Raw genomic sequence first — 23,805 nt, 5'->3', positions numbered from 1 at the left:
GTTAATTCGGGATATCTATACCAGCATCACGCATTTTGGCAAGCTTATAGCGCAAGGTTCGAGGGCTTATACCCAGTTTCTCCGCCATTTCTTTGCGTCGACCATTACACTCAACCAAAGTCTCCAAAATAATGGCGTATTCTTGATCGCGCAGCTCGCTACCTAAGCCTTCTCCACCAGTTACTGGGCGGCTAACACTCTCAGCTTGAGCAACTGGCTTAACATTGGGCACGACCATATCTGCATTTTGCACCACGTGTTGCAAGCTATTGGCATCTTGCCAATCTACGCCCTCAAGCAAAATGTGCTCTGCATCGATGTCGCCATTTTCACTTAATATCAGCGCTCGTTGAACCACGTTATCCAATTCACGAACATTACCCGGCCAAGGGTATTGCAATAGTTTTTCTAACGCAACGGTCGAGAATTGAGGCACTGGCATGCCCATTTTGCTGCAATGACGCTCAGCAAGATGCTTGGCAAGCGGTGCAATATCGCCTTTACGTTCTTTAAGTGCAGGCCACGAAATTGGGAATACATTCAGGCGGTAATATAAGTCCTCTCTGAAGTTTCCTTCTGACACGTATTGCTTAAGATCACGGTTACTCGTCGCTAACACACGAACATCTAACTTGATGCTTTTGCGACTGCCAAGGCGCTCTACTTCTCGCTCTTGCAAAACACGCAACAACTTCGCTTGCAGGTTCAAGTCCATTTCGCTGATTTCATCAAGCAAGATTGTGCCACCTTGCGCTTGTTCAAACTTTCCTGGGCATGCCTGAACAGCACCAGTAAATGCGCCCTTTTCATAGCCAAACAGTGTTGCTTCGAGCATATTGTCAGGAATCGCGGCACAGTTAATTGCGACAAAAGGACCATTTTTACGATTTGACGCGTTGTGAATATAACGCGACATCACTTCTTTACCTGAGCCACTCGGACCTAGCACCATAACATTCGCATCTGTACGCGCCACTTTATCGGCCAACGCGAGTAAGCGCAGACTTTTCTCATCAGCAACGATAGCATCACCGTTGTCATCACTTTTTATCGGTGCATAACGACTGACCATATTTAGCAACACTTCTGGTGCAAATGGTTTCGCCATGTAGTCAATCGCGCCATCTTTCATTGCAGACACGGCATCTTCAATGTTGGCGTACGCCGTCATTAGCAATACTGGTAAGTTAGGCCAATTCTGCTTGATGCTTTTGAGCAGAGCTAAGCCACCCATACCCGCCATTTGCACATCAGAAACGACGATATCAACCGTATTCGATTTCAGCTTCAACAGTGCATCTTCAGCACAGTCCGCTTCCAACCACTCATACCCTGCCAGAGCCAGAGTATCGACTAGGGCTTCACGAAGACCTTCATCGTCTTCTACGATCAGCACTTTGCTTTGCGCCATTATGATTCTCCAGAAATTGTTATTACCAAAAGCCGCTTATTGCGCTTCTGTTTGCACTCGCTCTAGCGGAATGCACATGGTGAAGCAGGCTCCATCACCCTGCTCTGAAATAAGCTCCAATCGACCGTCATGGGCACGGCAAACCATTTGAACAACTGCCAACCCTAATCCAGTTCCTTGAGAACGTGTGGTAAAAAATGGCTCCATGATTTTGGCTTGCAGTTCTTCGGGCACACCCGGTCCGCTGTCTTGCACAGAAATGCGTAACTCACCATTTACCGGGCGGAAAAAAATATCGACTTGCGATTCTTTACCAGACATTTGAATCGCATTCATGACCAGATTACTCAATGCAGATGCAATGGCGTTCGCATTGCCTAGTAGTTCAGTTTGTTCTTCTTCCACTTCTAGGCAGTAATCAATACTGTTGTTTTTTAGCGCGGTTTCGACCATCGGCTGATATTCCGCTACCAACTGGGCAATCGTAAATGGCTTAATGACTTTATTATCACCACCTTTAGCAAAAAGCAGCATATCATTAACCTGCTTTTCCAAATCGTGCAGTCGATCCATTAATTTGGTTTGGAAGCGATCTTTTGTCGCTGGAGGAAGATTTGGCGCTCCCAAATTGGATGCATATAACATAGCGCTCGACAGCGGCGTTCTTACTTGGTGAGCAAGCGATGCAACCATACGTCCTAACGACGATAAGCGCTGTAAATCACTGACACGAGCTTGAAGTAAACGGGTTTCGGTTAAATCGGTAATCAGGATCAATTGACCTGTTGTGGACGCCGAGATGGCGAGTCGAACTTTACGGCCATTACGTAATGAAACTTCATGGCCATCATCTTCACGTGGGTCAAACACCGCCTGGATAACGTTGAACCATTTTTCGTTAACCAGTGGAATCTCAAGAATTCGGTGCGCTTCTGGATTTGCTTCACGCACTACTCCGTACGTATCGAGCAAAATCACTCCAGCAGGCATCACATCGAGCACCTGTTTGTAGCGCTCAACCTGATTCTCTACGGAATCTAAATGGGATTGATTGGTGTTGTTATCCATTACTGCCTGTCGAAATATCGCCGCTAAAACTAAAATAGCTTGGTAAGCAATTAGCGTACCAAGCTATTTTCTATATTTATCAGGACGTTAAGCTATCGACAATAAGTTGACACTCAGAGATAACGGTTTTGGATGCCAGAAAAACGATGTTAACCAGCCCAAGTGATTATTCAGATATCGTCTTAAAACTTCACTTTACCTAGCGCTGTAAGTTGTACTTACGCATTTTTTCCACCAGCGTAGTACGTCGCATACCCAGCATGTCGGCCGCTCTTGCTACAACGCCACCCTGCGCTTCTAATGCTTGGCTGATCATATTAACTTCTAAATCAGCCAGCAGCTCTTTCAAATTAACCCCTTCCGGTGGCAGCGCTTGCGGGGCGTTCATGCTGTGATCAAGGTCGTCTTGATCTTCAAAGCTAAAATCTTCAGAGAAGATATCTTGGAATACATCACGCTCTTGCTCTTCCACCGAAACAAATGGGTTGCTCTCTGGTTGGAACTCTGGGATGTCACTGTAGCGATATTTGGTTGGTAGATGGTTTACATCCACCAAGCTATTTGGATACAGAATAATCATTCGCTCAACAAGATTAGCCAACTCGCGTACGTTGCCCGGCCAGTTATGCTCCATCAGTGAGTTGATTGCACGAGGTGTAAAGCAGATAGGTTGTCCGCCCTCCGCCTCTAAACGTGTCATCAGTTCTTGCAGCAGCAATGGTATATCTTGTTTGCGCTCTTTCAGCGCTGGCATCTCAATTGGAAACACGTTCAGACGATAGAACAAGTCTTCTCGGAACGTACCTTCTTCAATCATATTTTCTAGATTACGGTGTGTCGCCGCCACAACTCGAACATTTACCTTGATGGTACTATTGCCACCTACACGTTCAAAGCAGCGTTCTTGCAATACACGAAGCAACTTTACTTGCATCGACATTGGCATATCGCCAATCTCATCAAGAAAGATAGTGCCACCGTCTGCGAGCTCAAATCGACCTTTACGGGCAGTTAACGCACCAGTAAACGCGCCTTTTTCGTGACCAAATAATTCGCTTTCTAGGAGCTCAGGCGGTATTGCACCACAGTTAATAGGTACAAATGCGCCATCGCGGTATGAAGAGTGATAGTGGATGTTACGCGCAACAACTTCTTTACCTGTACCGGACTCACCTAATATCAACACGTTTGCTTCCGTGTTTGATACTTGCTCAATCAGGTGTCGAACTTCTTGAATACCTCTACTTTGACCAACTAAGCTGCGAAAAAGCGTGTTTTTGCGTGCACTAGCAACAACATTCACTCCTTTTCGCCCCAGAAAATCTTTGCAGTGGCGTAACGCTTCACTAAGCTGTGGGTAATTAAGCGGCAGCTCTAGTTCACCAACAAAATTTGGAAGATCATCAACAGGCAAAGGAAAACGGCCCATGACTAGAAGAGGGATGTGGTAAGCGCTGTTTAAATGAGAGATAACCGTACTCGCCGCTTGACCTGCTGGAATATTACCAACAATACAGCACGACCATACGCTAGACCAATCAACATCGCTGAGCTGATCAGAACTGACCGCTTCGCAATTTTCTCCAACAAATTCCAATATATTGCTTAAATTTAAACGACTTGATGCGTCATCATCAATTACAAGCAGCTTTGCCAAACCATGCATAAGTAAGAATGATTGCCTTTATTTTAGGTGCGTTGCGGCCAAACCTTGATTTGCGCAATTGGGTGCTAAAGAAGGCAGAACCACCACACTCAATTTACGATAGACAAAATAGGAAAATCAGCAACAAAAAAGCCATTAGGGCTACTAATGGCTTCTATTTTATTTGAATATAAAAATAAGGCAACCAAGCAATGGAGAGGTGTGAGCTTGATAGAAACTTTGCTATACAACTCGTTGCGCAATTGACAAATATATTCGTCTAGTATCTTAACGCATTGTTTTGACTATTAAATACCAACTTCAGCAGCGGTAAGATTATGAAACTCTGTTGGGATTTGGTCCCAAGCGGACTTGATCTCACGGATAATGTCGATAACGTCGTCGATCAGCTGAGGCTCATTTTGATGGTTAGCAGCAGAAATTTGCGTGATCATAAACTCATACAGTGAATCTAAGTTTGAAGCAATATCACCACCGTCATCCATAGATAGACAGCTGCGTAGCGCGATAATGATGTCTAACGCTTTACCCAAGCGCTCACCTTTTGCTGGAATATTGCCTGCTTGCATGGCTGCTTTACCTTGAATAAGGCGCTCAATCGCACCAGCCATAAGCATTTGAATGACTTTGTGCGGAGAAGCCGCGCTAAGCTGGCTGTCGACTGATACCTTTTTGTATGCTTGCAAAGAACCGCGCATAGTAATCCTCTTTTAAATAAATTTTTTGTACTGCTGAAGTGAACGCTGGCCATAACGAAACTTATGGAGCTCTTTTCCGACCTTTGACGTTTCCGATTGCATCAGCTCGACAATTCTTTTGGTACGAGTTAGCAACGCTTGCCACTCTGCATCCTGCTTAACCAAAGGATTTTGATGAATAATTGGTAACAGGTTTTGCAATAACCGTTCCCTGATATCGACCAAGCGAAGAATTTCTTCAGCATTAAAATCAATTTTTTCTAATTCTTGCGTAATTAGTTGATCTATATCACTAATTTCCATGAGTTCTTTTTGCATTTATTAACCCAACGCACTCATCAAAGCGCCTAACTGGCCTTGCATTTTACCGGTTGCATCTTGCATCGCGGTAAACTTCGCATGAGTACGCTTCTCTAGGCTTTCCATGCGGCGATCTAATGCCGCTTGATCGTCACTCAAACGGTAGTTTTGTTCTGTGAGACTTTTTTCTCGAGTACGAATACTGCCTGTAATACCTGTGATACCGTGAATCGCATCTTCTACTCGTTTAGCAAAACCTGTGTTGCCACCGAAGAACTTTTCTAACTCGTTGAAGTTATTGTTCAACTGGCGATCTAGCATGTCATAGTTGATTTCTAGGGTGCCTTGACGTGTGGTCGTAATGCCAAATTCTGTTAAGGACTTTAGGTTTTCAGGCGCCTTATCGATTCGAGTAGAAAAGACCGATTTTAATCGTGAATCTGCACTGCGTACGGTGCTGTCACCTGACAACGGCCCTTTTTGACCAGTTACCGGATCCACACTCGCCAACGCTTGGGAGGTTTGATAAAACGAGTTATACGCTGCCACAAAGTTTTCGATATCGTTGCGTACACTTTGACGGTCGTACTCGACACCAATTTCAGCAGGCGGTTTATTCGGTTCTGATTTGCCTTTTAGCGTTAAATCAACACCTTCGATCGCATCTTCAATCACATTGTTGTGGCTAGATAGCTTTGCCACTCCATCAAGCAGAACTTCTGAATCTTGCCCTGCTTGTACTTCTGTCATCCCAAGGTATTCTTCAAAAGCAGATTGTGCCTTTGCGATTTTCGCTTCTGCTTCATCAATTTTTTCCAGACGCTCACGTTCTTGAGGATCAAGTTTAGCGCGATGAATTTGCTTAGCTTGCGCTTCGGAAAGTTCACCACGTGCCACTTTTTCGTCTAACGCTTGCTTTTCACTCGCAATTTTTTGCTCGATTTCCGCTTTTTCTTGCTCAAGAAGCTGCTTAGCCTCTTTCGTCGTAACGTAAGAATCGGTTAGGGTGCCCGATGCGGCATTATTCCAGCCTGGAACATCTGGTGCCTTCTCTATTGCCTTTTCGTCGAGTTCGAGCTCTGGTTCTTCATAAGAGTCCAACAAAGTACCTGACGCAGTTTCTGTCCACCCTGGAATTCTGTCTTCAGGGCGTAAACTCGCGCGTCGGTTGGCTTCATCAATGGCTTCTTGACCAGCTTTGGCTGCTTCTGCACCCGCCGCAGAGATTGGCGCTTGCGATGCATCATCTTGTACATCGTCTGCCGCTTTTTGCTCTTCTGGAGGTAGAGGATTGCCGTTTGCATCCAGCTCTTCTGCTGGTTGTTCCGGAAATTTAAGAGGACCTAAGACATCTTCCGCCGCTGAACGAGCTTCTTCAAGCGCGTTGACGCGGTCTTCAAGTGTTTGGTATTCGAAATATTTAAGAGGGTTGCCTTTTTCTGCCTCCACACTGACTCTGATTTGATGATCCTTACCAGAGAGGTTAGAAGCAAGGATAAGGCGTGGACCTTCGACGTCGTTAATAAGAGATGCACGAACGCCAGGGTTATCTTTAGCGCCATTGATGCCACGTACGACATCGATGAGCTTAGATCGGGAACGAACATCGATATTAAAACGCTCATCACCAAGCGAAATCTGCAGCTTACCAGGGCCAAATTTTGCGTCTTCTGGCAATACGTCAGAAGCGACTTTATGGCTCTGAGCAAGCTGCAACACATCGATAGCATATTTGCCAGCGATAGCATCTGTGGTTGCCGTGGCAGATACAATATTGTCATTGGTCGTTTCGACGGTGCGAACGGCAAATGCTTTCTCCTGACGAAAGTTCGCCATGAGATTTTTCATCGTATCCAATGATTCTCTGAGTCGTCCGTAAGCACTGATACTGGCATTAATTGTCGTGCGTTCGTTGTCGATGCGTTGCTGCTTTGGTACGCGTTCGGCATCCACAATTTTGCTGACCATGGAATTAATATCCATGCCGCCAGACATCCCCAAAGGGCCTAAACTCATCAAATCACCTCTAAAAACGACTTACACTTTTTCAGTCAACAACCCGCTGTTGGCTGTGTGCTCAGCTAGGCGACGCAATACCACTAGCATTTCTTCATCAGGAATTTGACGAATCACGTCACCGGTATTGGCTTCATAAATCGTCACCACATCTCGTCCGGATTCTTCATCCACTCGAAATGCGACTCCTTTGTTTATGGACGTTACAAATTCATTCATTTGTGCGACCAATTTTTCACGTTCTTCTTTGTTCAGTTCTTGACGGCTTTCAGCCATCTCGATCGCAGCTTGAACAGAGAAGTCGTATTCGGTGTTTTTCGCTTTTTGCGGCGAAATCTCACCATTTGAATTTGCTGGGCTAGACGTGCCTATATCATTGCCATTTTTATTTGCAAACTTTGTGCCATTTGGCGTGCCGTAAGGCTGGATGTTCGATGCGTAGGAGGATATATCCATTACAATCTCCCTTCCACCTTATGGGCTAACGATAGAATCTATCGCTTTGGTGCCCCAGCACTAAGGTGTTGACCTCAGGCTGGGTTTACCACTTAGCCCAACAAGCTTAGCGCTGCAGATGGAGACTGCTTCGCTTGAGCCAGGATTGAAGTACTTGCTTGCTGAAGAATTTGCGACTTAGTCATCGCAGTGGTTTCCTTCGCGTAATCAGTATCTTTAATACGGCTTTTAGACGCGTTAACGTTCTCGTTAATGTTGTCTAGGTTGCTGATTGCGTGGTTGAAGCGGTTTTGGAAAGCACCGAGTGAAGCTCGTTGGCTGTCTACGGACTTAAGAGCGCCGTCGATAACCGCTACTGCTTCTTGAGAGCCAGCTACTGTGGTTACGTCGATGTCTTTCACTGTTACGTCTTTCGGACCACCAAAGCCGATCTCGTCTGCTAGGTTGCCAGAAAACTCAACATCACCTTCAACTTTTTGAGAAGAAGCAAATACTTGTAGTTTGCCATCTTCGCCAACAGAGGCTTTTACATCATCGTTTTGACCGTTGATGTATGTCGCTAGCTGTTCAATATCATCGCCTTGCTTAGCGCTGATTGATAGCTCTTTCTCTTCACCCTGCTTGTTGGTGTAGCTCATTTTGAACTCTGTTTTCTCACCAACAGTCCAAGATGCGTCTTTACCCTCTTCTGCTGCGTAGCTCTTACCACCCATTGCTGAAGTGTCTGAGCGTAGGTTACCCATAGAAAGCATCACTGCTTCACCTGAGTCCGCACCGATTTGGAAAGATTGAGTACCGTAAGTACCGTTTAGAAGCTTGTTACCACCGAAAGAGGTAGTTTCAGCAATACGGTTTAGCTCGTCGTTTAGCGCTGTTACTTCTTCTTGGATCGCTACACGTTCTGCTTTTGAGTTAGAGCCGTTCGCCGATTGAAGCGAAAGATCACGCATACGTTGTAGGATGTTGGTAGATTCATTCATTGCACCTTCAGCAACCTGTGCAATAGAAATACCGTCGTTTGCGTTTTTCACTGCCATATCTAGGCCACGGCTTTGTGCATTCAAACGGTTTGAAATCTGTAGACCTGCAGCATCGTCTTTCGCGCTATTGATTTTGTAACCCGAAGACAAACGCTCCATAGATTTTTGTTGACCGTCAGCTGCCTGGTTCAGGTAACGCTGTGCAGTCATCGCAGAAACGTTAGTATTAACGTTAATCGCCATAATTGATCTCCTTAAGGCTTTAGTGAATGTACCGTCGTGTCTCTCACCTCACTTAGGTACATCTCATTTCTCTCAGTCCCTTTAACGGCGACGTATGCATATCCTTTAGGAGAAATTTTCAATTTTTTGCGATTATTTTCTTTGGCTTACTGAAGTGTGATAAAGCTCTAATATTGCCGTTGATGAATACCTTCGCTCTTTTAAAGGCAGAAAAAAACCCAGCCGAAGCTGGGTTTACTCGCTCATCTCTCACCACGAGCCAATGAGGTTCTCGTCTTAGGTTTGAAATTAACCTAGCAGACTTAGCGCTGAGTTTGGCGCTTGTTTCGCTTGCGCAAGGATTGAGCTTGACGCTTGCGATAGAATTTGTGATTTGGTCATTGCCGTCGTTTCTTTCGCGAAATCTGTATCTTTGATACGGCTCTTCGACGCGTTCACATTCTCGTTAATGTTGTCCAAGTTGCTGATTGCATGGTTGAAACGGTTCTGGAATGCACCCAGCTCTGCGCGGTGGCTGTCTACGTATTTCAGTGCCGCATCGATGATTGCAACAGATTCTTGTGCGCCACCGACTGAGGTTACGTCAATAGTATCTACCGTCACTTTTTTACCTTCGCCCAAACCTAGTTCACCAGATAGACCGCCTGAAAACTCGACCTCGCCCTCAACTTTGTTGTTGCCAGCGAAGATTTGCAGTTTACCGTCTTGGTCTACTGACGCTTTCACTAGGTCAGTTTGGCCGTTAATGTAAGTCGCAAGCTCTTCGATATCGTCACCCGCTTTTGCGCTGATGTTGATTTCTTGCTCTTGGCCGTAGCTGTCCGTTAGGTTGATTTTTAGGTCGTTCTTACCTTCAGCAACGTTCCAGTCTTTACCTTTACCACTTTCAGCTTGGTAGCTCACACCGCCCATCATTTTGTTGTCTGAGCGCATGTCTTTTAGCTCAAGCATCACTGCTTCACCGTTATCCGCACCGATTTGGAACGATTTCGCACCGTGTGTGCCGTTTAGTAGCTTGTTACCACCGAAAGAGGTTGTTTCTGCGATACGATTTAGTTCGTCGTTGAGTGCGGTCACTTCTTCTTGAATCGCAACGCGCTCTGCTTTCGAGTTTGAACCGTTTGCTGATTGCAGAGACAAATCACGCATACGTTGAAGAATGTTAGTGGTCTCGTTCATTGCACCTTCAGCAGTTTGTGCAATTGAGATACCGTCGTTCGCGTTGCGAACCGCTACATCCAAACCACGGCTTTGTACGTTCAAACGGTTCGAGATTTGTAGACCCGCAGCGTCATCTTTTGCGCTGTTGATTTTAAAACCTGAAGACAAACGCTCCATAGAAGTTTGTTGAGCTGAGTTTGCGTTGTTTAGGTAACGCTGAGCGGTCATCGCTGATACGTTAGTGTTTACATTCACTGCCATGGTGATTTCTCCAATTGATTTTCCGGTGTAGCGGTTTCCGACGTCTCGGAAAACCAAGTAGTTCTCTCAAAGTTACTTTTATTAACGGCGCATGCCCTGTTTTCTTTAGAGAAAATTTTAGATTTTTTTGAAAATAATTCGTTTGGAGGGGTAATCGTGACAAAGCGGATAAAAAAGCAAAAAAACTTTCATTTTTCGCTAAAGCTTCTTTTCGAATTGTCGATACAGGCAGGTTTTGCGTTAAATTCGGGCAAGGCCATTCATCAGCCAAGCAAGGTCAATGCTAGGTTTGGCGCTTGTTTTGCTTGCGCCAGAATAGAAGTACTGACCTGTTGTAAAATCTGCTGCTTCACCATTTGCGTGGTTTCTTTCGCGTAGTCAGTGTCTTGGATACGACTGTTGGAAGCAGCTAAGTTTTCGCGGATGTTATCGAGATTATTGATCGCGTGATTAAAGCGGTTTTGATACGCGCCTAACTCCGCACGACTGCCATCTACCGTTTTCAAAGCATCATCTAAAATGCCGACCGCCATCTGAGCGCCACCGACCGTGCTAATATCAATACTATCTACCGTTCTATTTACGGTGACATACTTGCCAAGTTCTAACTCATCAGCCAGGCCACCACTGAAGGTTGGTCCAGGGTATTTTATGGCGTCCTTGTGGGACATGAGTAACTGCAGTTGCCCCTCCTCATTAACAGACGCTTTCACTTTATCGGTTTGCCCATTAATGTAAGTCGCGAGTTCTTCTATATCGTCGCCAGCTTTAGCTTCAATACGGATCTCCTGCTCTTCAAAATTGTTATCACGGTAGCTGATAACAATTTCATTATTTCCGTTTTGAACCGTCCAATCTGAACTGACTCTTTGATATGAGCTCATTGAAAAGCTACCTAAAGATTCCGGCTGCATGGTCCGCAGGCCAATTTGTACCGCTTCACCAGCCGTTGCTCCGATTTGAAAAGACGATGTACCGAATGTGCCATTCAGCAATTTACGTCCGCCAAAGGAGGTCGTTTCTGCAATACGACTTAACTCATCATTTAAAGCAGAAACTTCTTCTTGCAGTGCAGTGCGCTCCGCTTTGCTGTTTGAACCATTGGCTGACTGTAGCGACAAATCACGCATACGTTGCATGATATTGGTCACCTCATTCATCGCGCCTTCCGCAGTTTGCATGATGGAAATGCCGTCATTCGCGTTACGTACCGCGACATCCAAACCACGCATTTGCGATTGCAGACGGTTGGAGATTTGCAGACCCGCCGCGTCATCTTTTGCGCTGTTAATACGCTTCCCTGAAGACAAACGCTCCATGGATTGGTTCAGCATGTCAGTTGCACTGGTCAAATGACGCTGTGCGACAAGTGCTGCTACATTGGTATTAACGGTGATCGCCACGAGACACAGACTCCAAATAAATTAAGGCTTTGGATACTTATCGACCAAGTAACAGAAAAGTTTAGTGTTTTTTGAAAAGAGATTGGAATAGAAATAGAAAACAAAAGCCCTCTAATTGGAGGGCTTAAGAAATAAAGTCTGAGAACTTACTTGATGGCTAGCTCTGCGAGCATTTCTTGCGAAGGAGCGAAAAAGTACGCACCTGTTACCGCTGTTGTGAAACGAAGCATTTGGTCTGTTTTACCATCTGTTACGCCGTACATACTTTCTAGCATCACTTTAATGTTATGAAGTGTATTGCAGTAAGAGATGAACAACAGACCGTGAGCTCCGGTCACCGTCCCGTATGGTAAGCTGTGGCGAACAATCTTCAAACCTTTACCTTCTTCTTTGATATCAACCCGACCAACGTGCGACGCAGCAGGAACATCTTCTAGCTCGATAGAGTCTGGTTTGGTACGACCAATCACTTTTTCTTGCGCTTTGACATTCAATCGATTCCAAGCGGCAAGGTTATGTTCAAAGCGCTGAGCCATAACATAACTGCCTCCAGCAAATGGGCCCTCTTTTACTAGAGCCACATCAGCGCGAGCCTCCCCTTTCGGGTTTTCTGTGCCATCAATGAAGTCTGTCATATCACGAGCATCAAGGTAACGGTACCCATATGTTTCGTCCACAATGGTGACATCTTGTGCCGTCTCTTCTAGGAACTTACGCAACACGTAAAAATGCAAGTCGTGACGAGTCGAGTGACAGTGAATCAGTACATCTACGTCTGTTGCTGGAGCAACGATGTCACCTTCGCCAAGTTGAGTAAAATCAATAAGCTCTTCTGGCGCGTCTACATTAAGGTGTTCCCAAAACGATTTTGTGAATGCGATAGAAAGCGTCAGCGCTGCACCCGGCTGGGTAATGTTTAACTCTTCCACCAACTTTGGTAGTGCTTTCAGTTTTTCTAATACGTTTTCACGGTTTTGGTTCACTTTGAGTTGAGTGTACAGTGCAAATGGCCCGGCTTCTGGCACGATCGCCGTTTGAGCTTGTGACATTGAGGTTTCCTCTATTACTTTGCCCCAGAGTGGGAAGTTATTGTTTTTAATTCTTTGAATGCTGCTGTTCATCGTGCGCCAATTGTGGCACATGAAAACAGTCTTTTACCCATCTTCCATTTAGAAGATAGATCATAAACCAAGCTAATAAGGTAATGGTAAGGGCGTTTGCCCAATTAAACACTCCATGTTCTAGGTACACATGATACATGGTCTGAGCAAGTTGAATACCGCACAAGATCAAAGTGATCTCGCGACCATAGCGAGTAATTCTGTTTACCCATCCTCTGTCGGGATGACGAAGCCCCATTAACCACATAAGAAGCAAACTTGGAATGCCCATCGCCAAACCTAAATACAACGTACTTGAATCTGGGTAAACAATAGCGAGTAGCTTACTGCCACTATCACGACTTACACCAGCCATGGCAAACACCACCCATGAACGCACAAGAAACATCCATCCCACCCATAAAATGATCGGCGCCTTTAAAAATCCATGAGCGTCATATTGGTCAAACGAATAGCGCACAACATCTTCTTCTTTATGTGATAAAAACGTCACTTTAACCTATCGTTTCAGAGTTGCAAGCCAACAAAGATGAGAACTGAAGTTCATTTCAGCACCTTACACAGGTAAACTAAACAAAGATTTACAGCGACGTTGATGAGAAACATGAAAAAAAGAACTCCTGCCACCCCTGTGCCTTCTCAAGAAACACAAGCCGAAGCGATGAGAATTGCTAAATCCACGCAAAAGCCCGGCCAAACTAAAGAGCAAACCAAGCTCATCGCTCAAGGTATCGAAAAAGGCATCGCGCAATATAAGAAACAACAAAAAGAGCGCAACCGCCAAGCCGATAAAGCGAAGAAAAAACAGCAACGTGAAAAACAACGTCAGCATGAAGAGATTATCGAACAAGACAATATCACCGACGATGCGCCAAACCATTCATCAAGCAAACTGCCTTGGACACTACTTGTCCTGAGCTGGATTGGCTTTGCTGCTTACATAGTATTGGGGAAATAGCTAATGAAACGCCTGTTACTTGGACTTTTTGTCGTGCTTCTAACGGGTTGCACGATGCCTTCTCACCTTACTCATGCTCAAAGTCAAGATGTTCATATTCGCATTGACGCGCAATTCGACCCTGAGCGATGCGAATACAAAGGCGAAGTCACCGGAAGTGAAGGCCATTGGTATAACTACATTTTCATGACTAATGACGCGATGATGCAAGGCGCGATGAACGATTTAAAAAACAATGCAGCGGCTATCGATGCGGACACCGTTTTTATGGTCTCCCCACAAGATTTTATCACTTCATTTAGCGTGCTGGGTTCCGCTTACCGCTGCAATGGATGAGGCCTGAATATGAAAAAAGCCAGCAATTGCTGGCTTATGCACGAAATCCAAGACTGCTAGCGATATCTCTCTCCCGCTCTAGAACCCATTGGCTATCAAAAGGCCCCCAATCTGAAAGTTGATAATAGCCGTCATTATGACGTCGGCCATCTTGAACGAATATGAGTTCAATGCCGATCCCAGGTAACGCCTTGAGTACATCTTGAATAGTACGACGAGGCCACCCCGTTTTTTCGATCAACTTTGGCACATTCGGCCTTTCTAGGTTTTCCACCAACAAGGCCAAATATAGCCGCCTTGCAAAAACAGGACTCAATTCCATTGACACCTCCTAAAATTGTGCTGATTCATTATTTCGTTTTTGCTCAGCGAGGTGTTGCGTTTGATCAATAACTCGACTTTTCCATTTGATTTAGACGAATTTTTATTCGATTTATAGCGCATTCATCGTAAATAAGTTATGTGACATTAGTTATCTCAATCTATCTGAAAATATTTTCCACCGCATTTTGTCAGTTTGATTGCTTCTTGATAGGATGCTTTAACAGCCCAAATCACTTAAGTGCGTCTTAACCGCGCCAGTGAAAAGTAGAACAAAGAAAAAGGAAACACTATGTCGATTACCATGTTTGGTATTCCCAACTGCGATACGATCAAAAAAGCCAAGAAATGGTTAGAAGCCGAGGATATTGCTTACGACTTCCATGACTACCGTAAGCAAGGCATTGATGCAGAAATGGTAAGTGAATTTTGTCGCGCTTTAGGTTGGGAACAGGTGCTCAATAAACGTGGCACAACCTACCGCCAATTAGCGCAAGAGCAGAAAGACACACTTAACGAGGAAAGCGCCATCGCTCTTTTGGTAGAAAACCCTGCGATGATTAAACGCCCAATTTTAAAAGTGAATGATCAGCTTCATATCGGTTTTAAAGCTGATCAATACGCTAGCATTTTCAACTCTTAAATAAAGGAATACTCAAGGATGACAGACAGTCCAGTATTGGCACTTGCTAAAGATCTGATCAGTAGACAGTCCGTAACGCCGGAAGACGCAGGTTGTCAGGATTTGATGATCGAGCGCTTAAAAGCACTCGGGTTTGAAATTGAAGTGATGGTATTTGAAGACACCACGAACTTCTGGGCTCGACGTGGTTCAGAAGCGCCGCTATTTGCGTTTGCTGGCCACACCGATGTGGTACCAGCTGGCAAATTGGAACACTGGAATACACATCCGTTTGAACCGACCATTATTGATGGTTACTTGCATGGCCGCGGCGCAGCTGACATGAAAGGGTCGCTAGCTGCTATGGTCGTTGCTGTCGAACGCTTCATTGAAGAAAACCCAGACCACAAAGGCTCAATTGGCTTTTTGATTACGTCAGATGAAGAAGGGCCATTTATCAATGGTACCGTTCGCGTTGTAGAAACGTTGATGGAACGTGGTGAGAACATCGATATGTGTATTGTTGGTGAACCATCCAGCACCGACGTAGTTGGCGATGTAGTGAAAAATGGACGCCGTGGATCCATCACTGGTGATTTAACGGTAAAAGGAACACAAGGTCACGTGGCCTACCCTCACCTAGCCAGCAATCCAGTGCACGAGTCTCTACTCGCGATTCATGAACTCGCGACGACAGAATGGGACAAAGGGAATGATTACTTCCCACCGACTAGTTTCCAGATCCCGAATGTATCGGCTGGCACTGGTGCGTCTAATGTTATTCCTGGCGAGTTCCATGTTCAGTTCAACCTACGTTTTAGTACTGAGCTTAACAATGACGCAATTGTTCAGCGTGTTACCGAAACATTGGACAAGCATGGGCTGGACTACGACCTAAAATGGACATTCAACGGTGACCCATTCCTGACCGATACGGGCGCACTGCTAGACGCAGTTGTAGCTGCTGTGGCCGAAGTCAATGATACGAAGCCAGCGCTACTTACAACTGGCGGTACTTCTGATGGTCGTTTTATTGCTCGAATGGGAGGTCAAGTCGTAGAGTTAGGCCCTGTTAACGCTACGATTCATAAAGTGAACGAGTGTGTGAAAGTCGACGATCTTGAAAAGTTGACGGACATGTACGAAAACACGTTGAAACACCTATTGGCGAAGTAATCAGCGAGAACACAATGACACCAGAGCAACTCACCGGAATCACTGATTCCCATCTTCAATCCACACTAGTGGGGCAAAAGGCATTTATGCTTCACCCTAAAGTAGTCAATGACTTATTGAAGATGATTAATGCCGCAACCGAAGCAGGTTTCAAAATGGAAATCGCCAGTGGTTTTCGTGACTTTAATCGCCAAAAAGCCATCTGGAACGGGAAGTTTTCTGGTGAGTTGCCAATTCTCGACGTCAACTCCCGCCCTTTGAATAAAGCAGAGTTAAATGACGAAGAGAAATTGATGGCCATTTTGCGCTGGTCGGCATTGCCCGGAGGAAGTCGTCATCATTGGGGTTGTGATTTTGATGTCTATGCGCGCAATTTATTGCCTGCTGACACAACACTCAAGTTGGAACCTTGGGAGTATCTTGAAGGCCACCAGCAGGCGTTCTACCAATGGTTAAAAGCCAACCTTGGTCGGTTCGGTTTCTTCTTTCCTTATCAGCATGATTTAGGTGGCGTTTCGATTGAGCCTTGGCACATTAGTCACCGCGCTGTCGGGCAGCAATGTCTCGAGCAGTTGACGCTTGATGTACTCAGAAGCCAGTTGATTAAACAAAATCAGACCGACAACATTGCAGGGATTGACGTCATACTGAATAATTTGGATAACGTCGTTGCCAAATTTATTCACAATATCACGCCGCCGGAGGCTCTATGATAGAAATACTAACCAATCCTTGGGTCATTATTATTGTAGTGTTGAGCGTGGTCATTGGTAATATTGCAGCACTCAAATACACCGCAAAAATGAAGTTTGGTCAGATGGATAAAAGCCGTAAGAACGATTTAGATAAGCTGAACACATTGGATAAACAGCGCTACGCTGAAGAAGATAAAAACAAAAACGAGCCTCGTTAGTTACTCACCAGCTTCATCTCGACACATTTAATCTAAACATCAAAAAAGGGACCACTAGGTCCCTTTTCTATCATTAAGTAAACACGCCGCGTTAAGCTCGCTTTGTTTACTGCTTCACTGTTGCAGCCAATACAGGCGCTAGTGATTTCAAAAACTCTTCTTCTACTGGCTTGCCAGAGGAGTCGGTGATATTGATAGACGTACGGTTGCCTAAATCACCAAGTAAGAATGTGTACTTACCAGCGGCTAACTCCACTGGTTTAACGCCGATATCGTTCCAGAATTCATCATCCGGAGACGCATATTTCGCAGTGATTGTACCCTGAGACTGGCTACGCTCTTCAATCTTAAAGCCCATCTTAGGTAGAATATTAGGCAGACGTTGCCAAAGCATGTTGTATTGCGCACGCGCGATAATCACAGGAAGTCCGCTGCGGTCTTTACCCATTGTGATTGGGATCTGTTTAACCAACTCTTGCGCTTTACGCTGTGCTTCTTCACGCACTTCTTGATCGTAGCGAGCGGTGACCAAGTTCGTCATGAACACATTGTAGCGCTCACGGTTGGTCGCCGTTACTTCTTTCACTTGATTGCCTTCACGCCAGTCAATAAGGCTCACCTTAAAGCCGTGTCGACCGTTTGCTTCAGCGCGTACGATTTCATATCGGCTGCCAATTTCTAGCTCTTCATCTGGCGAATCCCAAGTCACCCACCCTGTCTCGATGCGAGAGTCTGTTTGGCTTTCAACTGGAATCTCGTTAGCCGCGACCATGTTTTGCACCGTTTGCCAAACTTTATCTAGTTCATCTTTACGAAGTAGCCAAAGTGTCACTTCACCATCACTGCTGCGGTCCAAACGTGCACCGGGAATAAGCTCTAGGACTTGTTGAGGTGGACGAATGTCGACATCTTTACCGACACCACCAGCGTAGTTACCCTGAGGGATCTCGTAGTTAGGGTAAAACTGAGGCTGTGCACCCTGTGGGACATTCCACTCACCCAAATTTGGGGAGTTCAAATACTCGAAGTCATCTTTTGCTTGACGACGTTGATTGGCACCACCTGAACAGGCAGTCAATACGAATACAGCTAATGAACTTAACACTAACTGGCTTGAAAGCTTCATCTATACTCCTAAAACACCGAGGGCGCTTTGGCCCCCAGTATGAACTTCAATCCTAGTAACTCAATCTTAATAGCTCAATCTTAATAAATATGGGCGTCTGTTAGCGACTGCTCGACGATCGGCTGCGATTTTTCAGAAAGCGTAGTTAAAGGAAGACGCAAACCACCTTCTTCAATCAAACCAAGCTTTTGCGCTGCCCATTTTACTGGGATAGGGCTTGCTTCGATGAAAAGGTTTTTGTGTAGAGTCATCAAGCGTTGGTTAATCGCTTCTGCTTCTTCGTACTTACCTTCACTTGCCAAATGGAACATGTCTGCCATGTCTTTAGCTGCAATATTGTTCGTTACCGAGATAACACCATTGCCGCCAAGTTTCACAAAATCCAGCCCTGTCGCATCATCGCCACTTAGTAAGATAAAATCTTCGCCACAAAGTTCACGATGAATTGCAATTCGTTCCAAATCGCCCGTTGCATCTTTTAGAGCTACGATATTATCAAGCTTTGACAAGCGTGCCACTGTTTCTGGCTGCATATCAACAGCAGTACGGCCTGGTACGTTGTACAAAATTAGAGGCACATCACTCGCTTCGGCAATTGCCTTGTAATGTAGAAACAAACCCTCTTGAGTTGGTTTGTTGTAATACGGTGTCACACTCAGGAAGCCAGCAATACCAGAATCAGCCAGTAATTTGCTAAATGTTACTGCCTCATGGGTTGCATTTGCACCCGTGCCAGCAATCACAGGGATGCGACCGTCGGCAAACTCAACAGTTTTATTAACGACCTTTACATGCTCTTCAATGGTCAGTGTCGCTGACTCACCTGTTGTGCCTACTGCCACAATACCGTCTGTACCCGCTTCAACGTGGTACTCTACTAGCTTTTGCAGACCGTCAAAGTCTACTTCGCCATCTGCTTTGAATGGCGTAATCAGCGCTACGATACTTCCTGAAAACATGTTTATCTCCCTCATTTAACTCTTTCTGCATGGTACTGTAATGCGATTGAAAAACACAAGAGCGTAAACTCGCTTACAAAGTACAAATGAATGAATAATTACCAGTTGTTAGAGGTCTAGCAACTTAATTGCTCTATTTGGTTTGATTAACGGCAATATTGATAATCGTGTTGGGCTTTCGAGTGACTTTAGAATCTATCAGTGATTTGGAAAATACTGAAGAGCACAAGCAAGGAAAATATACTCTTTGGTCTTGTTAGCCAAGTCAGATCTAAGTGAATAAAACGGCCAGACAATAGGCAAGCACATCATGCAAACGTTTTGTTTATCCTACAGCCTGCATTTACTGTTTATTTCCCACCACTCCCCTCAACATCCTCCTGCTTTTTATAGACTAAAAAGAACTGGCTCGATATTTCTTCGCAATATCTGTGCTAACATCTCTCTATTGAATAAAGGACAAGAAGCTCATTTATGAAGCAACATCTGGTACTTACAGCAGTTGGAACGGACCGTCCAGGCATTTGTAACCAAGTCGTACAGCTCGTTACTCAAGCTGGTTGTAACATAGTCGATAGCCGTATCGCTATCTTTGGCAGCGAATTTACGCTGATCATGCTCCTGACTGGGAACGCCAGCAGCGTGACTCGAGTTGAAACGCAATTGCCCCTGCTTGGCCAAGAACATGACCTTATTACGATCATGAAACGCACAGCGGCGCACGAACTGCTCGATAACAGCTACACCATGGAAGTGTTTATTGAGTCTGAAGACCGCCCTGGGTTAACTGAAAAATTTACTAAGTTCTTCGCTGATCAGCAGATTGGTTTAGACTCTCTTAGCGCGCAAACCATCAGCAAGTCGAAAATTCAACTCGATTCTGACCAGTTTCACATTGCGATTACTGCATCTGTAAGCGCGGATTTTAATTTGATGCAGTTACAAGAAGACTTCGATGAACTTTGTAAGTCGCTCAACGTACAAGGTTCTCTGAATTTCATTAAAAACACACTATAAAGTAAAGGAAATCAAAATGAATACGCTGACAGCAGGCTCGCCAGCGCCAGCCTTCTCTTTGCTCGACCAAGACGGAAATACCGTTTCTCTTGAAGACTTTAAAGGCAAGAAAGTACTTTTCTACTTTTACCCTAAGGCGATGACGCCGGGTTGTACTACACAAGCAAAAGGCCTTCGTGACATCAAAGCTGAACTCGATGCACATAACGTGGTGGTACTCGGCGTAAGCATCGACCCTGTAAAGCGCCTAGGCAAGTTCATCGAGCGCGATGATTTAAACTTCACTCTGCTTTCTGATGAAGACCATGCCGTTGCTGACCAGTTCGGCGTTTGGGGCGAAAAGAAATTCATGGGCAAAGTATACGACGGTCTTCACCGCATTAGCTTTCTGATCAATGAAGAAGGCGTGATCGAACATGTGTTCAACAAGTTCAAAACCAAAGATCACCACGAAGTCGTATTAAACTACTTAAACGAAAACGCTTAAACGCTATTGTTTTTCTACAAACAAAAAGCCCAGCAAACTGCTGGGCTTTCTTTTAACCATCGTACCTTTGGTAACAACTACTCTTGTTCGACAGGTTCGTTTTCTTCCGTGCTTGGTAATGCATGCCATACGGCTTTGACTAATGTCGCTAAAGGAATGGCGAAGAACACCCCCCAAAAACCCCACAGCCCACCAAAGACTAATACAGCCACAATGATAGCAACTGGGTGTAAGTTTACTGCCTCGGAAAACAGAACAGGAACCAACACATTACCATCCAGCGCCTGGATAATACCGTAAGCAAGCAACAACCAATAAAACGGAGGCGTTAAACCCCATTGGAACAAACCAACGATAGCAACAGGTACAGTAACAGCCGCCGCACCGATATAAGGAATCAAAACCGATAGACCAACGGCTACGGCAAGCAACGCCGAGTAACGAAGATCTAAAAGGGCAAAAGTTACGTAGCTCACACCGCCCACGATTAAAATCTCTAACACTTTACCGCGAATGTAATTTGATATCTGCTCGTTCATTTCATGCCAAACTTTATTCGCCAATTTACGGTTTTTCGGCAGAATACCGCTTGCGATTCGCAGCATTTCTTCTTTGTCTTTAAGCAAAAAGAAGATAAGGAGTGGCACTAAGATCAAATATACCGCTAGCGTTGCAATGCTAACTAATGAAGCAAGCGACCCTTTGACGACACTTTCACCCAGCCCCAGTGCTTGGTTTTTGGCGTTCGTCACCACGGTTTCTACTATTTCTAAATTGGCTAGTTCAGGATGGCGCTCTGGCAATGTGACAATAAACTTTTGTAGCCCGTTGTACATGTTCGGAATATCGTTAATTAGATTACCGACCTGAGTCCAAATCGTCGGAACCAAGCCAAACAACGCAATTAACATTAACCCGACAAAGACCAAGATCACGATAATAACCGACAAAGTGCGCGGCACGCCCATACGACACATTTTGACAACTGGCCATTCAAGTAGATAAGCCAAAACGATCGCGACAAGTAATGGCGCAATCAAGTGTCCAAAGAAGTAAATGGTGATAAAGCCAAACAGCAAGATCGCGACGAGACTTACTGCGTGAGGGTCAGAGAAACGTCGTTTATACCAACGACTAACCATTTCAAACATCTTATGCGGATTCCTTATTGAAGACAGTCAATGTGTAGTGCTCTGATGTAGATTGGCAATCAACCGAGTACCCTTGGGCACTAAGATAGTTCACAATGTCTCGTTTAGAGCTGTTGTCCACCACTTGAATGACAAGTTGATGATACTGCTTTGCTTCTCCTTGAAAGACCTCAGCAGCATGACGCTTTGCAAGTAACAGTGCCATAGGACAACGTTGCTCACGCAAATCAAGTAACATGGATTCCATTGTATTGCTCTGCACTTATGATAGGGTTGTATTGTAACGGCTTTTTGAGCTGGTGCTAGCACTTCTGACATGATTTAACCACATGCTGAAATAGCTCGGATATAAAATAATTTACGAAACCAATTCATTTATTTCCGGTCTTACTGTTAGCTTATATCCTCACGGATAACCAAAACGTATGTGGCGCTGTTAATGGGCTCTCGACCTGTAACCACATGCTTATGTATTTTGGAGAACCTTTTAAACGTATGTTAAAACGCACTCGCTCGCTAGTTTGCTTATGTCTTGCTGCTGCCATCAGTTCGCCGACAACTTATGCCAATAGCATTGACTTGCCAGACATTGGCACAGCTGCTGGTGGCACGCTTTCAATAGACCAAGAGTTGATTTATGGCGACGCCTATATGCGTATGCTCAGAGCCAGTAAACCTATCGTTAATGACCCTGTCATCAATGAATATATTGACTCTCTTGGGCACAAATTAGTGGCCAATGCGAATGATGTAAAAACGCCGTTCCACTTCTTTATGATTCGCGACCGTAATATCAACGCGTTCGCGTTTTTTGGTGGCTATGTAGCGCTGCATTCTGGGTTGTTTCTTCATGCTCGTTCAGAAAGTGAGCTGGCCTCTGTTGTCGCTCACGAGATAGCGCACGTCACACAACGTCATCTTGCTCGGAGTATGGAAGAACAAGCACGCCGCTCTCCGGCCACATTAGCCGCACTTGCGGGGGCACTACTGCTTTCAATTGCCTCACCCGAAGCGGGGATGGCTGCAATTACAGCAGCAACCGCGGGAAACATGCAAAGTCAAATCAACTACACTCGTGCAAACGAAAAAGAAGCGGATCGCTTTGGTATTTCGACACTAGCAAAAGCCGGTTTTGATGTTCAAGCAATGCCAAGGTTTTTTGGCCGTCTTGCTGATGAGTATCGTTATGCGAGTAAACCGCCACCAATGCTCCTGACTCACCCTCTGCCTGAAGATCGAATTACCGATAGCCGTGCGCGAGCAAGAACCTATCCTCCAATGCGTGTTGTGCCTTCAATAGACTATCATCTAGCTCGCGCGCGCATTGTGGCTCGTTACGCTGGCATTGATGGACAAGCCGCCCTGAGCTGGTTTGAGAGAACCCAAAAGAAAGCCTCTGCGGACATTACACCTGCTTTTGATTATGGTCGAGCACTCGTGCATTTAGACAATAAACGCTTATCTCAAGCGGAACCAATTTTGAAAAAGTTACTGGAACAAGACCCAAGTAACCCGTTTTACTTGGACGCTATGACGGATTTATACATCGAGAAGAAGCAGCCAGAAAAAGCAACCGAGATGCTCCGCAAAGCATTATCTCGTAACCCTCAAAATAAAGTATTGACCATTAACTACGCCAATGCGCTACTTGAGGACAATAAAAACGATCAAGCCACGCGAGTTCTTCAAAGATACACTCATGACTATCCTGAAGATACAAATGGCTGGCACCTAATATCGAAGAGCTACCACGCGCTGGGGCGTAGCGATGAAGAGTTGGCTGCTCGAGCGGAAATTTTGGCATTGCGAGCAAATTGGAATAAAGCGATTCAATATTATAGTGAAGCAAGTAAAATGGCCAAGTTGGGCAGCTTAGAGCAAGCGCGATACGATGCCCGTATCGACCAACTCATGATCCAAAGAGATCGATTCATGGCATTACAATAACGAAATGG

The 23,805-nt window shown here is 45.1% G+C and carries 26 protein-coding genes; 9 read left to right on the top strand and 17 right to left on the bottom strand.

Translation table 11 applies throughout. The annotated features are described in order from the left end of the window. Position 1: 1 nt before the first annotated feature. From R7E29_RS16145 to R7E29_RS16090, 12 genes are all read right to left on the bottom strand, one after another. On the bottom strand, positions 2-1,411 hold the full coding sequence (locus R7E29_RS16145) for a sigma-54-dependent transcriptional regulator (protein ID WP_151515040.1): 1,410 nt from the start codon (positions 1,409-1,411) through the stop codon (positions 2-4). Positions 1,412-1,447: 36 nt separating this feature from the next. After that, positions 1,448-2,479, bottom strand: coding sequence for a sensor histidine kinase (locus tag R7E29_RS16140; RefSeq protein ID WP_005380459.1), 1,032 nt, complete (start codon positions 2,477-2,479; stop codon positions 1,448-1,450). Between the two features lie 199 nt (positions 2,480-2,678). Then, positions 2,679-4,145, bottom strand: a complete 1,467-nt coding sequence (locus R7E29_RS16135; protein ID WP_005384490.1) for a sigma-54 dependent transcriptional regulator — start codon at positions 4,143-4,145, stop codon at positions 2,679-2,681. Between the two features lie 287 nt (positions 4,146-4,432). After that, positions 4,433-4,843: a flagellar export chaperone FliS gene (gene fliS / locus R7E29_RS16130; RefSeq protein WP_005380457.1), complete on the bottom strand. Its 411-nt coding sequence runs from the start codon at positions 4,841-4,843 to the stop codon at positions 4,433-4,435. Positions 4,844-4,855: 12 nt separating this feature from the next. Next, positions 4,856-5,161 (bottom strand): flagellar protein FliT, encoded by a 306-nt coding sequence (locus tag R7E29_RS16125; RefSeq protein WP_005380456.1) that lies wholly within the window; start codon positions 5,159-5,161, stop codon positions 4,856-4,858. 3 nt (positions 5,162-5,164) lie between these two features. Further along, positions 5,165-7,159 (bottom strand): flagellar filament capping protein FliD, encoded by a 1,995-nt coding sequence (fliD, locus tag R7E29_RS16120; RefSeq protein ID WP_047102855.1) that lies wholly within the window; start codon positions 7,157-7,159, stop codon positions 5,165-5,167. A 21-nt stretch (positions 7,160-7,180) separates the two neighbouring features. Next, entirely contained in the window at positions 7,181-7,615 is a 435-nt protein-coding gene (flaG, locus tag R7E29_RS16115; RefSeq protein WP_005384493.1) for a flagellar protein FlaG, read from the bottom strand. 92 nt (positions 7,616-7,707) lie between these two features. After that, entirely contained in the window at positions 7,708-8,838 is a 1,131-nt protein-coding gene (locus R7E29_RS16110) for a flagellin (RefSeq protein ID WP_005380449.1), read from the bottom strand. A gap of 288 nt (positions 8,839-9,126) precedes the next feature. After that, complete coding sequence (locus R7E29_RS16105; RefSeq protein WP_005380447.1) at positions 9,127-10,260, bottom strand: flagellin; 1,134 nt, start codon at positions 10,258-10,260, stop codon at positions 9,127-9,129. Between the two features lie 263 nt (positions 10,261-10,523). Continuing rightward, positions 10,524-11,663, bottom strand: a complete 1,140-nt coding sequence (locus R7E29_RS16100; RefSeq protein ID WP_054576280.1) for a flagellin — start codon at positions 11,661-11,663, stop codon at positions 10,524-10,526. Positions 11,664-11,809: 146 nt separating this feature from the next. Then, positions 11,810-12,712, bottom strand: a complete 903-nt coding sequence (locus tag R7E29_RS16095) for a Dyp-type peroxidase (protein WP_054576281.1) — start codon at positions 12,710-12,712, stop codon at positions 11,810-11,812. Positions 12,713-12,758: 46 nt separating this feature from the next. Next, positions 12,759-13,244, bottom strand: a complete 486-nt coding sequence (locus tag R7E29_RS16090; protein WP_025768263.1) for a DUF2919 domain-containing protein — start codon at positions 13,242-13,244, stop codon at positions 12,759-12,761. 144 nt (positions 13,245-13,388) lie between these two features. Between R7E29_RS16090 and R7E29_RS16085 the strand changes: the two genes are divergently transcribed. Both R7E29_RS16085 and R7E29_RS16080 read left to right on the top strand, forming a co-directional pair. Next, positions 13,389-13,742 (top strand): DUF2956 domain-containing protein, encoded by a 354-nt coding sequence (locus R7E29_RS16085; protein WP_005380437.1) that lies wholly within the window; start codon positions 13,389-13,391, stop codon positions 13,740-13,742. Between the two features lie 3 nt (positions 13,743-13,745). Then, the gene (locus R7E29_RS16080) at positions 13,746-14,078 is read left to right on the top strand and encodes a DUF4156 domain-containing protein (RefSeq protein WP_005380435.1); all 333 of its coding nucleotides are present in this window, start codon (positions 13,746-13,748) and stop codon (positions 14,076-14,078) included. Between the two features lie 34 nt (positions 14,079-14,112). Here R7E29_RS16080 and R7E29_RS16075 read toward each other — a convergent pair whose 3' ends face one another. Continuing rightward, entirely contained in the window at positions 14,113-14,400 is a 288-nt protein-coding gene (locus tag R7E29_RS16075) for a helix-turn-helix domain-containing protein (RefSeq protein ID WP_005380433.1), read from the bottom strand. A 291-nt stretch (positions 14,401-14,691) separates the two neighbouring features. Here R7E29_RS16075 and R7E29_RS16070 point away from each other — a divergent pair, with 291 nt between their 5' ends. From R7E29_RS16070 to R7E29_RS16055, 4 genes are read left to right on the top strand one after another with little or no spacing between them, the layout of a single operon-like run. Then, positions 14,692-15,042, top strand: a complete 351-nt coding sequence (locus tag R7E29_RS16070; protein WP_005387724.1) for an ArsC family reductase — start codon at positions 14,692-14,694, stop codon at positions 15,040-15,042. An 18-nt stretch (positions 15,043-15,060) separates the two neighbouring features. Continuing rightward, on the top strand, positions 15,061-16,197 hold the full coding sequence (gene dapE / locus R7E29_RS16065; RefSeq protein WP_054576282.1) for a succinyl-diaminopimelate desuccinylase: 1,137 nt from the start codon (positions 15,061-15,063) through the stop codon (positions 16,195-16,197). 14 nt (positions 16,198-16,211) lie between these two features. Next, positions 16,212-16,910 carry a M15 family metallopeptidase gene (locus R7E29_RS16060; protein ID WP_054576283.1) on the top strand — a complete coding sequence of 233 codons (699 nt, stop codon included), beginning with the start codon at positions 16,212-16,214 and terminating at the stop codon, positions 16,908-16,910. Next, complete coding sequence (locus R7E29_RS16055; RefSeq protein ID WP_005380425.1) at positions 16,907-17,110, top strand: DUF2897 family protein; 204 nt, start codon at positions 16,907-16,909, stop codon at positions 17,108-17,110. The genes R7E29_RS16060 and R7E29_RS16055 overlap by 4 nt, the downstream gene beginning before the upstream one ends. A gap of 106 nt (positions 17,111-17,216) precedes the next feature. Here R7E29_RS16055 and bamC read toward each other — a convergent pair whose 3' ends face one another. Both bamC and dapA read right to left on the bottom strand, forming a co-directional pair. Continuing rightward, the gene (gene bamC, locus R7E29_RS16050) at positions 17,217-18,236 is read right to left on the bottom strand and encodes an outer membrane protein assembly factor BamC (RefSeq protein WP_005380424.1); all 1,020 of its coding nucleotides are present in this window, start codon (positions 18,234-18,236) and stop codon (positions 17,217-17,219) included. Between the two features lie 80 nt (positions 18,237-18,316). Next, complete coding sequence (gene dapA / locus R7E29_RS16045) at positions 18,317-19,195, bottom strand: 4-hydroxy-tetrahydrodipicolinate synthase (protein WP_047102853.1); 879 nt, start codon at positions 19,193-19,195, stop codon at positions 18,317-18,319. Between the two features lie 474 nt (positions 19,196-19,669). Between dapA and R7E29_RS16040 the strand changes: the two genes are divergently transcribed. After that, positions 19,670-20,212 carry a glycine cleavage system protein R gene (locus tag R7E29_RS16040; protein WP_005380420.1) on the top strand — a complete coding sequence of 181 codons (543 nt, stop codon included), beginning with the start codon at positions 19,670-19,672 and terminating at the stop codon, positions 20,210-20,212. Between the two features lie 16 nt (positions 20,213-20,228). Continuing rightward, on the top strand, positions 20,229-20,699 hold the full coding sequence (gene bcp, locus R7E29_RS16035) for a thioredoxin-dependent thiol peroxidase (RefSeq protein ID WP_005380418.1): 471 nt from the start codon (positions 20,229-20,231) through the stop codon (positions 20,697-20,699). A gap of 77 nt (positions 20,700-20,776) precedes the next feature. Here bcp and R7E29_RS16030 read toward each other — a convergent pair whose 3' ends face one another. Both R7E29_RS16030 and R7E29_RS16025 read right to left on the bottom strand, forming a co-directional pair. Next, positions 20,777-21,850 (bottom strand): AI-2E family transporter, encoded by a 1,074-nt coding sequence (locus tag R7E29_RS16030; RefSeq protein WP_005389843.1) that lies wholly within the window; start codon positions 21,848-21,850, stop codon positions 20,777-20,779. Between the two features lies 1 nt (position 21,851). Next, entirely contained in the window at positions 21,852-22,088 is a 237-nt protein-coding gene (locus R7E29_RS16025; RefSeq protein WP_005380414.1) for a sulfurtransferase TusA family protein, read from the bottom strand. Positions 22,089-22,345: 257 nt separating this feature from the next. Here R7E29_RS16025 and R7E29_RS16020 point away from each other — a divergent pair, with 257 nt between their 5' ends. Beyond that, entirely contained in the window at positions 22,346-23,797 is a 1,452-nt protein-coding gene (locus tag R7E29_RS16020; RefSeq protein ID WP_005394337.1) for a tetratricopeptide repeat protein, read from the top strand. Positions 23,798-23,805: the final 8 nt, after the last annotated feature.

This window comes from Vibrio sp. Vb1729, from assembly GCF_033338655.1.
Lineage (GTDB): Bacteria > Pseudomonadota > Gammaproteobacteria > Enterobacterales > Vibrionaceae > Vibrio > Vibrio alginolyticus.
The sequence above is the reverse complement of the archived record's forward strand: the minus strand, read 5'-3'. Positions and strand labels throughout refer to the sequence as shown.

Coding starts and splice junctions, on each gene's coding strand:
- R7E29_RS16060 (WP_054576283.1), top strand. CDS start 16,212: ATGACACCAGAGCAACTCACCGGAATCACTGATTCCCATCTTCAATCC.
- R7E29_RS16135 (WP_005384490.1), bottom strand. CDS start 4,145: ATGCATGGTTTGGCAAAGCTGCTTGTAATTGATGATGACGCATCAAGT.
- R7E29_RS16145 (WP_151515040.1), bottom strand. CDS start 1,411: ATGGCGCAAAGCAAAGTGCTGATCGTAGAAGACGATGAAGGTCTTCGT.
- fliD (WP_047102855.1), bottom strand. CDS start 7,159: ATGAGTTTAGGCCCTTTGGGGATGTCTGGCGGCATGGATATTAATTCC.
- R7E29_RS16070 (WP_005387724.1), top strand. CDS start 14,692: ATGTCGATTACCATGTTTGGTATTCCCAACTGCGATACGATCAAAAAA.
- dapE (WP_054576282.1), top strand. CDS start 15,061: ATGACAGACAGTCCAGTATTGGCACTTGCTAAAGATCTGATCAGTAGA.
- R7E29_RS16030 (WP_005389843.1), bottom strand. CDS start 21,850: ATGTTTGAAATGGTTAGTCGTTGGTATAAACGACGTTTCTCTGACCCT.
- R7E29_RS16025 (WP_005380414.1), bottom strand. CDS start 22,088: ATGTTACTTGATTTGCGTGAGCAACGTTGTCCTATGGCACTGTTACTT.
- dapA (WP_047102853.1), bottom strand. CDS start 19,195: ATGTTTTCAGGAAGTATCGTAGCGCTGATTACGCCATTCAAAGCAGAT.
- R7E29_RS16055 (WP_005380425.1), top strand. CDS start 16,907: ATGATAGAAATACTAACCAATCCTTGGGTCATTATTATTGTAGTGTTG.
- bcp (WP_005380418.1), top strand. CDS start 20,229: ATGAATACGCTGACAGCAGGCTCGCCAGCGCCAGCCTTCTCTTTGCTC.
- R7E29_RS16125 (WP_005380456.1), bottom strand. CDS start 5,161: ATGCAAAAAGAACTCATGGAAATTAGTGATATAGATCAACTAATTACG.
- bamC (WP_005380424.1), bottom strand. CDS start 18,236: ATGAAGCTTTCAAGCCAGTTAGTGTTAAGTTCATTAGCTGTATTCGTA.
- R7E29_RS16080 (WP_005380435.1), top strand. CDS start 13,746: ATGAAACGCCTGTTACTTGGACTTTTTGTCGTGCTTCTAACGGGTTGC.
- R7E29_RS16140 (WP_005380459.1), bottom strand. CDS start 2,479: ATGGATAACAACACCAATCAATCCCATTTAGATTCCGTAGAGAATCAG.
- R7E29_RS16085 (WP_005380437.1), top strand. CDS start 13,389: ATGAAAAAAAGAACTCCTGCCACCCCTGTGCCTTCTCAAGAAACACAA.
- R7E29_RS16020 (WP_005394337.1), top strand. CDS start 22,346: ATGTTAAAACGCACTCGCTCGCTAGTTTGCTTATGTCTTGCTGCTGCC.
- R7E29_RS16040 (WP_005380420.1), top strand. CDS start 19,670: ATGAAGCAACATCTGGTACTTACAGCAGTTGGAACGGACCGTCCAGGC.
- R7E29_RS16105 (WP_005380447.1), bottom strand. CDS start 10,260: ATGGCAGTGAATGTAAACACTAACGTATCAGCGATGACCGCTCAGCGT.
- R7E29_RS16075 (WP_005380433.1), bottom strand. CDS start 14,400: ATGGAATTGAGTCCTGTTTTTGCAAGGCGGCTATATTTGGCCTTGTTG.
- fliS (WP_005380457.1), bottom strand. CDS start 4,843: ATGCGCGGTTCTTTGCAAGCATACAAAAAGGTATCAGTCGACAGCCAG.
- R7E29_RS16110 (WP_005380449.1), bottom strand. CDS start 8,838: ATGGCGATTAACGTTAATACTAACGTTTCTGCGATGACTGCACAGCGT.
- R7E29_RS16095 (WP_054576281.1), bottom strand. CDS start 12,712: ATGTCACAAGCTCAAACGGCGATCGTGCCAGAAGCCGGGCCATTTGCA.
- flaG (WP_005384493.1), bottom strand. CDS start 7,615: ATGGATATATCCTCCTACGCATCGAACATCCAGCCTTACGGCACGCCA.